General features: G+C 35.6%; 9 protein-coding genes and 1 tRNA gene. 7 read left to right on the forward strand and 3 right to left on the reverse strand.

Translation table 11 applies throughout. From position 1 onward, the window contains the following. Window positions 1-5 precede the first annotated feature (5 nt). The 3 genes from GGR21_RS02930 to GGR21_RS02940 form a co-directional block, all read right to left on the reverse strand. The gene (locus tag GGR21_RS02930; protein WP_183305680.1) at window positions 6-1,580 is read right to left on the reverse strand and encodes a RagB/SusD family nutrient uptake outer membrane protein; all 1,575 of its coding nucleotides are present in this window, start codon (window positions 1,578-1,580) and stop codon (window positions 6-8) included. 12 nt (window positions 1,581-1,592) lie between these two features. Further along, on the reverse strand, window positions 1,593-4,580 hold the full coding sequence (locus tag GGR21_RS02935) for a SusC/RagA family TonB-linked outer membrane protein (protein WP_183305681.1): 2,988 nt from the start codon (window positions 4,578-4,580) through the stop codon (window positions 1,593-1,595). A gap of 319 nt (window positions 4,581-4,899) precedes the next feature. Further along, window positions 4,900-6,552: a DUF6377 domain-containing protein gene (locus tag GGR21_RS02940; RefSeq protein ID WP_183305682.1), complete on the reverse strand. Its 1,653-nt coding sequence runs from the start codon at window positions 6,550-6,552 to the stop codon at window positions 4,900-4,902. A gap of 252 nt (window positions 6,553-6,804) precedes the next feature. On the opposite strand from GGR21_RS02940, the gene GGR21_RS02945 reads away from it, so the two are divergent. The 7 genes from GGR21_RS02945 to GGR21_RS02975 all read left to right on the forward strand — a co-directional run bounded on the left by GGR21_RS02945 (window position 6,805) and on the right by GGR21_RS02975 (window position 15,479). After that, window positions 6,805-6,879, forward strand: a tRNA-Val gene (locus GGR21_RS02945). Between the two features lie 298 nt (window positions 6,880-7,177). Continuing rightward, window positions 7,178-8,389, forward strand: coding sequence for a site-specific integrase (locus GGR21_RS02950; protein WP_183305683.1), 1,212 nt, complete (start codon window positions 7,178-7,180; stop codon window positions 8,387-8,389). A 440-nt stretch (window positions 8,390-8,829) separates the two neighbouring features. Beyond that, window positions 8,830-10,419, forward strand: coding sequence for a tetratricopeptide repeat protein (locus GGR21_RS02955; RefSeq protein WP_183305684.1), 1,590 nt, complete (start codon window positions 8,830-8,832; stop codon window positions 10,417-10,419). Window positions 10,420-10,626: 207 nt separating this feature from the next. Then, a complete protein-coding gene (locus GGR21_RS02960) occupies window positions 10,627-11,016 on the forward strand; it encodes a DUF3244 domain-containing protein (RefSeq protein WP_183305685.1) in 390 nt (129 codons plus the stop codon). Between the two features lie 446 nt (window positions 11,017-11,462). Further along, window positions 11,463-11,621, forward strand: a complete 159-nt coding sequence (locus tag GGR21_RS02965; protein ID WP_183305686.1) for a hypothetical protein — start codon at window positions 11,463-11,465, stop codon at window positions 11,619-11,621. Window positions 11,622-11,713: 92 nt separating this feature from the next. Next, the gene (locus tag GGR21_RS02970; RefSeq protein ID WP_183305687.1) at window positions 11,714-13,030 is read left to right on the forward strand and encodes a radical SAM/SPASM domain-containing protein; all 1,317 of its coding nucleotides are present in this window, start codon (window positions 11,714-11,716) and stop codon (window positions 13,028-13,030) included. Window positions 13,031-13,106: 76 nt separating this feature from the next. After that, a complete protein-coding gene (locus GGR21_RS02975) occupies window positions 13,107-15,479 on the forward strand; it encodes a TonB-dependent receptor domain-containing protein (protein ID WP_221232889.1) in 2,373 nt (790 codons plus the stop codon). The last annotated feature ends 4 nt before the right edge of the window (window positions 15,480-15,483 follow it).

Genomic DNA, 15,483 nt, shown 5'->3' on the forward strand with positions numbered 1-15,483 from the left:
TCTTTTTAGTAACCTGTATTTTGTTTCAGATTCGTGTTAGCTGTCAGTTCGGTAGCCGGAAGCGGGTAAAGGTTGTACTTATCGTCGATGTTAGGCACACCGTTATAGATTCCGTTTTTCCATGGCCAGTTATAATTTTTTGTAAACTTATTGAAGCGGATCAGGTCGGTACGGCGATGACCTTCCCAATACAATTCGCGGGAACGCTCGTCCAGAATAAAATCCAATGTCAGTTCCGAGTCGCTTATGGCAGGAATTCCCGCCCTTTCGCGCAATTCTTTGATGAATTCGAGCGCCTTTGCTTTTGTACCACCCTGTCCTCCACGAAGCACGGCTTCAGCATACATCAGGTAGGCATCTGCGAGACGGTAGACGGGAAAATCCGTATCGGCAAACATTCCGTTCGAACCCGCTGTCCCGTCACTCTTTTTATTGGTGAACTTGATAACCGACCATCCCATATTGAAATCGTACCATTGTGTGGTTTCCTGTGTCCGGTTTTCTTTCCAGAACAAAGCCCGTTTATCATCGCCACTAAACAGAGAGGAGAATGACTCTTTAGCCCTGATACCCGACCATGCCTGAGTGAACCCGAAATTATCGCCGGGCATCATATCCGATTTGTAGGATGCTGCAAGCAGGAATGTGGTTCCCCCGTATGTGGTTGCTTTCTGGCCATCATAAACCAAAGGAAAGATTATTTCAGGCGATTTTTCATTATCAGCCCCGAACATATTCTTATATACAGGATCGATCGTGAATCCTGCATCCAGTACCTTATTCAGATAAGTAAGACATTCATCGTATTTTTTCTCTCCGATATATACTTCCGCATTCAGATACATTTTTGCCAGAACCATCCATGCAGTAGGATCGTTTACCATTCCGTAATGGGCCTTATCGGCAGCCGGAAGCTTACCTTCCACGTCCTGTAATTCCGATTCTATCCATGAAAAGAAAAATGCACGGTCTTTCTGCTCTACAATACTGTTGGCTCCTACCGGCACATTTTCATCTATAAACGGGATATTGGCATACAGATCCATGAGGAAGTAGTAACTCATCGCACGCAAGACTCTGGCTTCGGCCCTGAATCCAGCTATCTTAGATTTTAATTCGCTATTCACATTACGACTGTCAAGTTTAGCATCAGTGGTTTCACGTAAATATTCATTTGCATAAGCTATATTCAGATAGATACGTGTATAATTGAGCGCAATGAAATTGTTGCTGGAAGTCCACTGAATAAATTGTAATCCGCGCATAGTTTCATTATCCCAGGCCCCGATTACTTCATCGGTACCAAGCTGTTGCAGATTCCAGTAAGAACGCAGGAAAGTAGCTTCGCCCTGGTCATCCGCATTCATATCGGGTAGTCCCGAAGGCCCTTCATTTCCCGACAAGGTCATACCCGCATATATTTTTGCCAGAAACTGTTCGTAAGCCGCCGGGTCTTCCCATGCTTTCTCGGGAAGCAGTGTGTTATCAGTCAGAGGCTCTGTATCGAGGTCTCCAAGACAAGAGGAGAAGGCCAACGGCAGGCATGTAAATATCAATAACAGTCTATATATTTTTTTCATGATCTCAGAGATTTAAAAATTAAGATTTACACCTAACATAATTGTTACAGGACGTGGATAAACATTTCCGTCATACCCTCCAAACACTTCCGGATCGAGCCCTTTATATTTTGTAAATACGAACGGATTCTGCACCGTGCCATAAATACGGCCATTGAGAGGAAATTGTTTCGACTGTTTGAACGACCAGCCCAACACGATATTATCTATGCGGAAAAATGATGCATTCTGTACATAATAATCGGATAATGACTGCCCGGTCTGGAAATTGGTATCGAAAGCGCTGCTCACACGGTTCGACAAGAACTCATTTGTATAAACAGATGTAGCACTTATACCTGCATTATTCGCTGCCACGGCATTGTAGTTATAGTTTCCAAGGCTTCCGTGTCCGGCAATGGATAAATCCCAAGCTTTCCATGTCAGTTTTGTATTCAGCCCGAAGGTCCAGTCGGGAGTCGGATTTTTATAAGCACGCAGATCCTGTTCGTTTATTTGTCCGTCATTGTTCTGGTCTTTATAAAATCCTTCGACCGGTTTCCCCTCTTCGTTGTAGATTTGCTCATACACATAATACATATTGGCAGCCTGTCCTACCATGTGTACATTCATGCCCACACGGCGCTTTGTATCTTTATCATCGCCCGCACTCAGTTTGGTGATCTTATTTTTATTGTAGGCGAAGTTTGTACCTACTTCCCACGTAAGGTCTTTTGTTACAACAGGGCTTGCGTTGATCGCGAATTCAAATCCTGTGTTTTCGAGGTTTCCTATGTTGGAAGCCACATATTCACGGAAATTCGTTCCTGCCGTAGTTTTGGTTTCCGCATTGATCAGGTCTTTTGTCTTGCGATGGTAAATATCTATCGAACCTTCTATCCTGTTTCTCAGGAATCCATAGTCGATGCCTGCATTATAAGTAGTGGTTGTTTCCCATTTCAGGTCGGGATTGAATGCTTCGGGGCGCAACAGAGATACCCAGACTGGCACTCCGTTATTGTATCCACGAAGATAATTAGCCTGATCGCCCACTGTATTCTGGTAAGTCGGCATATACGGATAATCCCCCTGATTGATATCCTGCTGGCCGGTCATCCCCCACCCGAGACGAAGTTTCATATTGCTGATCGCATCCACATCTTTCAGGAAACTTTCTTCCGACATTCTCCACGCCAAAGCCACAGATGGGAATAGCGACCAACGATTGTCTTTATGGAAACGGGACGAACCGTCGTTACGAAGTGTAAATGTCAGCAGATATTTATCCAGTATGCTATAATTGAGACGTCCGAAGAATGAAATAATATAATGTTCTGTTTCGTAATTGCTTTCACTTACCAATTCCGGATCTCCGTACGCATCATACCGTGTGATACGATGCCCTATATTACTACCCTCGCGCCAGTAGTGTTGCCACGAATATCCGCCCATCACATCGAAACGGCTGCCAAGGAAATTGAGATCTTTGGCATACTGTGCATAAAAATCTAAAGTAGAATTGCGTCTTTTCTGATCCCATGACGAATCGTATCCTCCATACATATAATCGGACGGTGAGAATTCGGAGATCCATTTTGTACCGTCACTTTTGGAATAATCCATCCCTAGATTGAGATTCAACCGCAGTTCTGGCAGAAAATGTAATTTATAATCGAACTGGGCATTTCCTATGAAATTGTATACATCCGATTTATCTTTTGTCATTTCCAGCATCGACACAGGGTTCTTTGTCGCCACCTGAATGATATTATCGTCTTTACCCGTCCATGTATAGAAACCGCCAAACGGACTATTATCGTCATATACAGGTTGTGATGGATCCATCACTAAAGCTGCTCCGATAGCTCCCTGATCGGCAAATCGATTGTTTACATACATTCCTCGTCCGTTCAGGCTTATTTTCAGATGATCGTCGAAAAGAGTAGGTGTAAGTGAGAAACTTCCTGTATAGCGTTCCATTTTGGAAGTCTTCAAAATACCGTTCAAATTGGTATACCCAAACGATACCCGGTATGGAAGCACCTCATTGGCTGTACCATATACACTGATATTATGCTCTGTATTTACAGTGGTGCGCAATATTTCGTCCTGCCAGTCAGTATTGGCTTTACCCAGTTTTTCCTGCATTTCCCCATAGGTAGATAAGCCAGAATAAGAATTGTCGATAAAGGCACGAAACTCATCGCCGCTTAATACATCTATTTTCTTCTTAGGTGTGCTTACCGATACGTTTCCGTCGTATGTTATCCTGATCTTGCCTGCTGTTCCACGCTTGGTGGTGATAAGGATAACCCCATTGGATGCACGGGAACCATATATAGCGGTGGCCGATGCATCTTTCAGTACGGTAAACGATTCTATATCGGTAGGATTGATGGTACTCAATATATTTCCAACACCACCTAATCCCTGGTTATCGATAAATACTCCATCGATCACTATCAGTGGATCGTTACTGGCTGTTAGGGACGAACCTCCACGAATACGGATTGAAGCACCTCCACTGGGTGATCCTCCTTCGGAGGTGATGGTTACCCCTGCTACTTTTCCCACCAGCATATCCTGCGCATTCGGAGCGAATCCTCTTGTCGATGCATCGGCTTTTATACTGGTCAATGCACCTGTAGCATCCCCTTTACGCACTTGTCCGTAACCGATAACCACAACCTCATCCAACAGTTTGTTATCCTCAACTAATGTGATCAGCAATTCAGGTTGCCCCTGATAGACGATCTCCTGAGTTACATAGCTGATATAAGAAAAAACAATAGTTGCTCCATTATTTACATTGAACAAGGAGAATTTCCCGTCAATGTCTGTCATTACACCATTGGTAGTGCCTTTAACCGACACGCTTACCCCGATCACAGGCTCCCCGGTCTCATCTTTGACTATCCCTTTCACTGCACCCTGCTGCGCAAAAATATGTTGCGAGAAGAATACGAGAAGAATAAATACAAAAAAATGAGTGATTTTTTTAGTTCTTAATTTCTTTTTCATGTGTATTAGTAATTCTAATATAAAGGATATTATATCCTACTAAGATTTATAACTAGTTTGATTTTGTGCATTTAGATCAATGCAATACTCATGCTTTCATGTTCCTTTTTCATTTATATTGTTTTCGATGGTACAGAAACAAAATTAAACGGACATATTTATAAATATATGTAAAAGTAAACGTGAAGTAAAAATTAACACATAAAAAACACACATAACTAATTAATTATAAAAAAGTTAAAAGAAATATCATTTCAATAAAATGTAAAAACTGAATTTAGAAAAAGGATGAATATTGTGGTAATCTGACAGGAATCTATTAAAAATTATTCAGACAAATATGTTTTACTTTCTCCTCAAAATCTTCTTCCGGATTTAAGGCCTTCGATTTTACCTTGCTGCGGTAATTATAAACCGTCCGGGGTGTATAGTGTAAAAATGTCGCTATCTTATTCGTGTCTTTTATACCCAGTTTTATAAGTGCAAATACACGTAATTCCTGATTGAGGGATTTATCCTGACTTACGGCATATCGTTCTTCTGTCCGTAAAAGGTTATTAAATTCTTCAATAAAAGCAGGATATATATTAAGGAATGCTTTATCAAAATTGGTATATAATTCTTTTAGTTCCTGAGCGGAATTCTCTGTCTTGGATGTCAGTTTCAACAGGTCAGCAGTTTGTCCCGATTTTATTTTCCTGTTGACCGTTATTTTAAAGGCTTCCAGTTTTTCTATATATTCCGTGCAGATATCCAGAAAGTTACTTATAAACTGTTCTTTGATATGATTGGCTTCTGCCAGCGAAATATTTGTTTGCTTTTGCTTCTTATTTGCATCCTGCAAAACTACATTCAGCTCGTTCAGACGAGAATTTATTTCTTCTATATGCTGCTTGGCTTTCGAGAGTTTTCTCATTTGCAGTACAACAAATATAATGGCAACCAATAAAATAACCGATAATATACTTACCGCAATAAGCAATACCCGCAGCTTCTGTTGCTGTGCTTCCCTATCCAGTTGATAAGCCTTATCTATGATAGGTAATAATTTAGATGTCTGTATATTACGTAGACGAGCATTATAAAAATTCGCATCGTCGAGACTTTTCTTTATATAGCGGTTAGCCCGCCAGATATCACCATCCTCGAACAATAATACAGCTAATGTCCGCAAAGACAGATTCTCTTTTACAGGTACTTTTATATCTGTAATGGCAGAGAGAGCCAGATATTCCATTTCTTTCTCCCTGTCCCCTTTTTGTTGGTAATAATATGCCAGAATAGATGTTATAAGCGCGTATTCTTTTGTGTCGGTCTTTACTTTCGGAAAGTATGCGAATAATACCCTTTCGGCATTCTTAAAGTCTTTTATTTCTATATATCGCGTACCATAGTTGATGGCATGCTCGAAAGAATTGGTTTCCACCACTTGCAGAAGTGAGTCCTGATAAGTCTCTCTTTTTCTGACGAGTTCTCCTATATCATAATGATCCTGGTATTCGAGCCAATAGATATAAGCATCTGAATATGTGCGGTAATAATCTACGAGTTGATATTTTTTCAGTTCACCTCGCCTGATAGTGTTGAGGATTTCGATAGACTTGGTAAACATGCCAGCCCGGGCTTCACTCCTGGCCCATTGTATCTTGCTATCGTTTATCCAGTTCATGTTTTCCGTATCTTCTGCTATAGATGCCGCCTTCTTTGAATATATAATGGCCGAATCACAGATGAATGTTTCATACTCTTTGGCAATATTTAAACAAATAAAGTATTGATCCTCTTTGCGAATATTTTGATTATGGAACTGTTCTTTTAATTTTTCCAAATAGTCTTCCTTTTGTCGGGAGTATTCTTTTTCATTCTCTAATACCTTATCCAATTCTACTAACAAAGAATCGAGATTCGATCTGTTGGCAGATACAGATGTCGCCATAAACAGGATAAATATAATAGGAATAAAATATCTCATCAAAATATGGAGGTTTTTCAATAAATACTACCTATACAACAAAGATAGGAATATTTTTGAATAGCATTAGCATCACAAGAAAGGTGTATATTTTGTAGAACAACTAAACCTTTACTAAAAAGTGTCTATTTATAACACTATATATATCAATTAAATATAATTTTATTAAAATATTTTTCTAAATATCATTTGCAGTATTCAAAAATTTACATACCTTTGCCACGCATTTGAGAGAAAATGCAACCTTAATAAGGGCGTTTAGCTCAGCTGGTTCAGAGCATCTGCCTTACAAGCAGAGGGTCGGCGGTTCGAATCCGTCAACGCCCACCGAAAGGTGGAAATGTCGAAAGACAAGCAAAGCCAACAAAAGACAAAGAGTCTGATTATCAGTAGATAGTCAGACTTTTTTTATTTCCACGATTGACAAAACAAGACAAAAATTGACATGTTGAGACAACCTATCCGTGTACAAATCGTGTACAAAACAGACCTCAAAATTCTGTACACGATTTACGGGGTAACTTAATGATTTACATTGTCTTAATATGACATCTTTTGACCACTTTCAGGGTTCTTAATCTCTTGGTTTCGAGTAATAAATTTGTCGAATTAAAAGAGAAAAGAAATGAAAACAACTTTCCGTGTTTTATTTTTAGTTAGAAAAACCAGACTTAATAAAGATGGTTCAGCTACTATTATGGCTCGCGTCACAGTAGGTGGAGACTTTGTTGAATTTAACTCAAAGGTTACTGTTGATCCTACTTTATGGAATCCTATCGGGCGAGTAATAGGAAGAAGCAAAGATGCTAAAGATGCAAATGATATGCTAGACAAGGTCCGTGCAAACTTAAAGATGCACTACGATAATCTATATGACCGTGATGGTTATGTAACTCCTGAAAAACTACGGGATTCCTATCTTGGTATCGAAATACAACAATACACATTAATTATGTTGTACGACAAGAAAGTGGAACAGAAACGAAATCTTGTCGGAAAAGTTATCCGTGATACTACCCTATCCAAATATACAGCAACAAAGAAGCGTATAGAAGATTATCTGGAATATCAATATAAGAAGAAAGATATACCAGTCAGGGATGTAAACTTTCAGTTTGCACTTGACTATGAAACATATCTTCGTTCCAAATGTGATTGCGGACATAATTCTACAGTAAAACATCTGCGATACCTGAAACAGATACTATCAGAGGCTTTCAAGAATAGATACATCACAACTGATCCATTTGTAGATTACAGACTCGGATACAAATCTGTCGATAAAGAATATCTCCTGGAGTCAGAAATAAAGAAGCTCATGAGTCAAAAATTTGGGGCAAAAAGACTGGAAGAAGTGCGTGATGTTTTTCTCTTCCAGTGCTTCACCGGAGTCGCATACATAGATGCTGCTAATCTTACAGAAGATAATATTCAGGAGGATGAATTCGGGCAGAAATGGATTCGTCTCTATCGACAAAAATCATCTATCCAGGCCAATATCCCATTGCTGGAAGTACCTGAAATGATTCTTGATAAGTATAAGCATCTGGATGGGAAACTTTTGCCGATTCATACCAATCAAAAGATGAATGAATATCTCAAGGAAATAGCAAATCTGTGTGGAATAAAAAAACGGCTCAGCACGCATATGGCAAGACATTCTTTCGCCACGATAATGCTTACCAAAGGTGTATCGATAGAAAGTGTATCCAAAATGCTCGGTCATACGAACATTACAACTACTCAAATTTATGCTAAGATATTGAATCAAAAAATTAGAACTGAGGTGAATAAAGTTAGAGATGAATTTGATGATATGAAAGAGTTTTATCAATAAAATCTCCGTTTTTCTGTATAAATAACTCATTTTATAGGAAAAGGAAGTAATCCTGAAGACAGAGCTTTCATAGGACCTAAACCTTCAGCCTGATATAATCAAGTATTAGAAAAATGGTCAATGAAAGCTCTAATCTTAAAAGACACAACCTTCATGGGGCAATATAAAAGCTAAACTTGGAGATAGAAAGATATACAGATTCAAAGTTAGGGTATAAAAAGCTTAAAACAACTCAAATCTATGCTCGCATTTTGGATGAGAAGAAACAAGAGGTGACAAATAAGATACCTGATATAGAATAATGTAGAAAAGATTCTTTTATCTTTGCAATGAACTCTTAATACTTCAATATGTTTAATTTTAGAATGCATTTATGTTATTTTGTATCTGCGTGTATAATTCTAAATATTGTTTCATGCAAAAAAAATAATTCAATTGGAATGCTACAATTGACTAAAGTTGAGCAGATTGTAGAGTTGAACCCAGATAGTGCATTATTAATATTAGATTCAATAACTATTCCCCATGATTTAAGCAAAGAAGAATACAACAAATTTTTATTGTTACTTATTCAAGCTAAGGATAAAAGCTACAAAGATATATCTTCCGACACTCTGCTTTTTCAAGTAAAAGATTATTATCTCAAGAATAAAGATATAGACAACGCTGCATTAGCCTCATTTTATTGTGGACGGATTCTACAGGAACAAAAAAAGAACAACGAAGCTGTGGCATATTATTTGGATGCAGAAAAGTATGCAACACAAATAAATAACCAGAATTTAATTGGTTTAAGCAATAGCTCTATCGGTGGGCTATTGTCTATCCAATTTACACAGGATGAAGCTATTTTAAAGTTTAAAGATGCAATTCAAGCCTTTAGGAAGGCAAGCAATCAGAAAAATGAGATTATTAGCTATATAAATATAGGGAATTGTTTTCTTATTAAATCGATAAACGATAGCGCATTATATTACTATGGCGAAGCTTTAAAATATACAGACCTCTATCAACTCAAAAAAGAACAAATGAGTGTGAGGAATAACTTAAGTATTGCTTTTCAGGAAATAGGAAATTATGATAAATCATTGTATTATTTAAGAGAAGCTCTCACTTTTACATCTGATGATCTTGAAAGAACAAAGATATATTTAAATTTAGCAAAGACTTTTAAAGACAAGGATTCCATTTCGTATTATATTCAAAAGTCATTAGACTTTCAACAAGAAGAAAAAGATCCTTATTTGTCATCCAGCGCTTACAATGTATTATCAAGTCTGGAAGAAAAAAACATGAATTATAAGAAAGCTTTGGAATACCACAAAGCTTATACTAGTTATTTGGCGACTATACTGAATCAGAACGAAGACAATAGGGTGTCTGAAATCCAGAAAAAATATAATTTTGAATTGATCCAAAATAGATATAATAAATTAACTCTACAAAGGCTAAAGATCATTGTTGTGCTTTCGATATGCCTTTTCGTGCTAGCTCTTGTTGCTCTGTTTTATTACCGAAAATCTTACAAAAATAAGAAAGCCATGCTAATCGCAGAAAACGCTGCGATAGAATCCGAAAACAGGGCTCTTTGGCTAATCGATATGTCTAAATCATTTAATGATAAAGAAGCGTCTTTCAGAAATATACTCTTACATCATTTTGATATCTTAAAAAAGGCCGCTTTATTGGAAAGCCACTTGAAAAAAGGGGATGAGAATCAATATTTCATAAAAAAGATAAATGATATTGTTTATGGACAGGAAGCTTTAGACTGGAATGTCCTTTATCGAACAATAAATAATCTTCATAATGGTTTTTTTGATAAACTGCGTGAAAAGTATCCACAATTGGATGAAACAGAATTTAGAATTTGCTGCCTAATTTATACGCAGTTTAGTAGTTCCGAGATAGCAGTTATTACTCAGCTAAGCATAAATACCGTCCACATGAAAAGAACATCAATTCGTAAAAAAATAGGAATTGAGCATTCCGGAAACATATCGGACTATCTTCGTAGTAATATTATTTAAACAATCATCTTTGTAATTCTTTAGTTCTACTTTATTAAAATTCATATTGGACTTATATGTTAAAATAATAAAGCGTTCACATACAGAGACTTCAAATTTGCTTCTTAGAAAAAAACTCATATCTGACTTATTACCTATTTTCTCAAAATCAGGAATATCATAGATTTGATTCTAATTTATTAGAGTTCAACTAAACAAATTTCTGACATGAAACAAATAATATTGCTTGCTAGTTTAATTGCTTGCATAGGTTTATCTGCCAATCTAAAAAGCCTGCACATCCAAGAAACTGATACTGAAAAAGAAATTGACCTAATCGGATCATTGATATCTCCCCAAACAAGAATGCTGATTAAGCCTATAATCTTGTTTCAGCAAATGGACTGCCTACGTGTAAACTGTAGCAGTTCGTTGGGATATATAAGTGTTCTTATCTATAACAATACTGGTGATCTAAAATATCAAAAATGCATAAATACGTCTGTAGAAAGTCTCTTATATATTAGTACTCTCGGGCTAGAAGCTGGAAACTACACTGTAAAATTTGTCGATTCTAAAGATCAAAGTTTAATCGGGAATTTTATAGTTCAAGAATAATTTTTTTGAAAAGTTAGACTTCTGATAGGAATCGCTATTAAAATTATTCAAAATACTATTAATACTGAACTTTTCATCCGATAAATGGAAAAAGAGATTGTTATTGAAATTACTTCATGTATGTACATCATAGGAGGGAAAAATGAATGTTTTGCTTTTCCCAATGATAGTGTAGTAAAGATATGTAAGATTTCAATAGATGATATTTCTATACTAATATGTAATGGAACAGACTTTGTTCGCATAAATATACATGTAATCATAAATACAAAATATTTCATAAAATTAAATGAGAGAAGGAAAATAGTGATGAAAGACGGAACAATATTTAAAGTATCACGCCGTAATATTTCATTATTTAAATAATAGAAGTATATGTACATATGAATGACGGTGATGAGTATCCACCATTAGCTACTCGAAGTAATACTTAAATTATATATCTTATGAAATTTGAATTATTAGTTGCCCCTGAAGATGTTTTGACAACTGAAATGGATAATATCCGTGGTGGAAAGAGCGACAAGGATCAAATTGTCGTTTGTAGTGGTGACGGTATCGTTAAGAGCCAGGTTGCAGCAGATGATACGTTGAGCGTATTCTGATTCTGAACTTATTAGGTTAGGACGAGGGTGTTATTGCTAATAGCTATAGTGAGCCATCCTCGTTCATTTATATACAGCAAATATGATTTTTTATGGAATGGTCTAAATTCAATATATTATGTAAATCGCCGGAAGGCAGAAACTATTTGTATAATTCCCGTATGAATCTTTTGCTAAAATTACCGGAAGATACATATGCTTCACTTTGGAAAAACCAACAAAATTTTTCATTGGATAAATTAAAAGGAGATTTAGATGAAGAAAGTTTGGATTTCTTTATCAAAAACAAAGTTATTGTGGATTCAGGCGAAGATGATAATTTTCTATTGCAAAAGAAACTATTAAGGTATAAAAGAAGTCTGGATGAGAAAAATGTTGGATTTGTAATAGTCCCGACATATGGTTGTAATTTTAAATGTCCATATTGTTATGAGTCGAATCTACCAATGGATATAATGTCAGAAAGAGTGGAAGACCAATTAGTTAGATTTATTAAATCATTTGGAATAAACGAGTTCCCAATTTCATGGCATGGAGGGGAACCCCTTTTAGCTTTCCGTCGAATAAAAAGTATTCTATATAAATTAAGAGACGAAAACATTAAACTTTCAGATCATAAATTAGTAACTAATGGCTTTTTACTTGATGATGAAAAATGTGCTTTTTTTAATGATTTCAATCTGCAATCCATCCAAATAACAATTGATGGATTGGAAGGCACTCATAATATGAGTCGAATTCATAAATCAGAGATACCAACATATGATATTATAATACAAAATATAGAAAGAGTATTCAGATTGATGCCTAACTGTCGTGTAATAGTGAGGGTAAATGTTCACAAAGGAAACGAAGAAGAGTTTCCTGTGCTACACAAGCAATTAAGAAAAAGGTGGGAGGGACAAAACTTTGAGATTTCGATGAAATATGTTAACGACCACAACAATGGATGCAAGATTGCTTGTTTAAAAGATCAAGATAAAATTCGATATATTGAGAAATTAGTAAAGAAAGATAATTTTTCATCACTTTCATTGTATCCAAAACCAAAACTTAGCGGCTGTACTGCAACTTTCCTCAATTCTTATGTAATCGGAACAGGGGGAGAGTTATATAAGTGCTGGGTAGATGTCGGAAAATTGGAACGGGCAATAGGAAACATCTTTGATAACAATAGAAATATCTCTCTAATATCAGAGTATATTTTGGGGACTGATATGTTCTCGGATAAAAAATGTCTATCATGTTCTTTTTCCCCAATATGCGACGGGGGATGTAATCTCCGTAGGTTAAATTTCAAGCAAAATAATATCAAATATGATGTATGTCCTATTAGAGAAGAAGATTTTGGTACAATATTAGATCTATATTATAACCAAAAGTTCCCAGCACAAAGTATATCTCAATAGTCTATTGTAACATTGTCATCTTTTCTTTCGTCCTTTTTAATATAGAATCTATTTAGAACACATTAATATTACCAAAATGAAACTCTTTTCCTATTATATTGTATTTCTTTCTTTATTATTGAGTCCAATTCAGTTATCTTTTAGCCAGACAATGCTTAAAGGTAGAGTTGTAGATAATAAAAATGAAAGTGTCGATTATTATCTGGTAAAGATATTATCTGATCCGGATTCTACAGTCATACTTACGGGTTCATTCATTACAGAAAATTTTGAACTTGAAATTGCAGGAAAAGGAAAGTATATCTTGGATGTTTCATCGATGGGATATAGCAAACAACTATATCCTTTTTCTGTCACAGAAAAAGATAGTATTGTAAACTTACCGGTTATTTCATTAAACAATTCTTCTTACAACCTGAATGAAGTTGTAGTAACAGGAAGAATGCCATTGGTTACATACAACAACAATAAGTCAATAGTAAATATAGAAAATAGCGTATTGAGCGATGCCGGTTCTATTACTGATATGTTGAGCAGGACACCGGGACTTATTTCAGATGTCGGAGGACAAATATCTGTTATGGGGAAAGGTAGTCCTATTATTTATATTGACAATAAGGAAGTTGTCAACAAAGACGAATTAAACACGCTCCAATCAAATGATATAAGTAAAGTTGAAATTATGAGGAATCCTTCATCCAGATATAATGCTTCCGGCCGACCGGTCATTATTATAAGGACAAAGAGATCAAGAAAAGATAATACGATGATTCAACTCTATAATAATTTGACTATCGCAAGAAAAGTGAGTGACAGGGGCGGTTTACAGATAACTCAGAATACAGGCAGATATTCAGGTCTTTACAGTTACTCATATGGCGTATATAATCAGAAGCAATATGCTGATTATTTCCAAACAATATATAATAAGGATTATACAATGGATAATATTTCAAATGCCATTCAATCTTATTCCAACAAAAATCACAATCTTTTTGCCGGTATAGACTATCAAATCCGTAATAATGATTATTTAGGACTAAAATTTGCGGGAAGTTTCACTGATGATACCAGAGATGAATATAGAAACCAAAAGATTACTAAAAGTAATATATCCGAGAACATAATAAGAGATCTTAATTCTGTCAAAAATAAAAACGACGATTATTATACTATTGACTTCAACTATACAATGAACAGAGATTCTGTTAATACACTGAATCTTAATGCAAGTTATGCACATAAGAAATATTCGGAAAAAACGAATATGGACGAGATTGATATAATTAGTACAGACTATGCGCGGTCTTTAATTAATTCACAAAACAAATATGATGTATATTATCTGTCGGCAGATTATCAATTTGAAGTTATGGGGATAACTTCACAACTTGGAGGTAAATATTCAAAAATAAAAAACAATGGATATAGTGAAAACCACAATCTGAATACGACTAAATTAAACTCTTATGACAGTAATATTACTAACGAAGAAGTTTCAGCAGCCTATCTTAATTTTAGTAAGAATATTAGAGGATTAACAATTGAAGCGGGTATCCGCTATGAATATACAGACTCAAAAATTAAAACTTCAGAGAGCTTGGAGCATAACAGGCTGACCTCGAGTAAATTTTTCCCAAATCTAGGGCTAAACTATGTTATTTCTCCTAAAGCTGAATTAAATATCAATTATAATAAATCCATCAGCAGGCAGCTTTTTTCACAAATCAATCCGAATGTGATTTATCTTGATTCGTTATCCTATATTATAGGAAATCCGTATTTAAAACCTTCATATTCCGATAATTTCGAAATTGGTTTAATTCTCTGGAAGAAACTGAACTTCACAGCGAGTGTTGAAACAGAAAAAAATCCTATCATATTTGTCGGCATTAACGATGATAATAATACTGATATTACACGATTTACTTATATGAATCTGAATAAAGCAAAATTTTATAATACAGGATTATCATATTCAATAACAAAAGGCAATTATACTTTAGCATTAAACTCTAATCTAATGTTTCCTGATATGACAATAAATTATATGAATAGAGAGAAGAAGATAAGAAAGATGATGTCCTCTTTTACATTCAACAATAGTTACAATATTCCAAATATCGATATTACTGTTTTTCTTAACTTTAATTATAGGGGACCGGGTGATTATGAGATCAGACGGTTTACAGAGCAACATAGCCTAATCGCAGGTGTTCGCAAAAATTTCTTAAAAGACAGGCTGAAAGCAACTATAACTATGTATGATATTTTACATAAGAATAGTGGAGGTAATTACGATACAGAATATGGAAATATTTCAGAGGGCATGAGAATAAATCAGGACACAAGATTCTTGAGAATCAGTTTGAGTTATACCTTTAATAATATAAAAACAAGAGTTAAGAGCAATTCTGCCAACCAGAAAGAATTAAATAGGCTTTACTGAATCA

The organism is Dysgonomonas hofstadii (genome assembly GCF_014196915.1).
In the GTDB taxonomy this organism is placed as follows: domain Bacteria; phylum Bacteroidota; class Bacteroidia; order Bacteroidales; family Dysgonomonadaceae; genus Dysgonomonas; species Dysgonomonas hofstadii.

Excerpts from the sequence above, each read along its gene's own strand:
- GGR21_RS02970 (WP_183305687.1), top strand. The coding sequence starts at position 11,714 with ATGGAATGGTCTAAATTCAATATATTATGTAAATCGCCGGAAGGCAGA.
- GGR21_RS02935 (WP_183305681.1), bottom strand. The coding sequence starts at position 4,580 with ATGAAAAAGAAATTAAGAACTAAAAAAATCACTCATTTTTTTGTATTT.
- GGR21_RS02955 (WP_183305684.1), top strand. The coding sequence starts at position 8,830 with ATGCTACAATTGACTAAAGTTGAGCAGATTGTAGAGTTGAACCCAGAT.
- GGR21_RS02940 (WP_183305682.1), bottom strand. The coding sequence starts at position 6,552 with ATGAGATATTTTATTCCTATTATATTTATCCTGTTTATGGCGACATCT.
- GGR21_RS02960 (WP_183305685.1), top strand. The coding sequence starts at position 10,627 with ATGAAACAAATAATATTGCTTGCTAGTTTAATTGCTTGCATAGGTTTA.
- GGR21_RS02965 (WP_183305686.1), top strand. The coding sequence starts at position 11,463 with ATGAAATTTGAATTATTAGTTGCCCCTGAAGATGTTTTGACAACTGAA.
- GGR21_RS02950 (WP_183305683.1), top strand. The coding sequence starts at position 7,178 with ATGAAAACAACTTTCCGTGTTTTATTTTTAGTTAGAAAAACCAGACTT.
- GGR21_RS02930 (WP_183305680.1), bottom strand. The coding sequence starts at position 1,580 with ATGAAAAAAATATATAGACTGTTATTGATATTTACATGCCTGCCGTTG.
- GGR21_RS02975 (WP_221232889.1), top strand. The coding sequence starts at position 13,107 with ATGAAACTCTTTTCCTATTATATTGTATTTCTTTCTTTATTATTGAGT.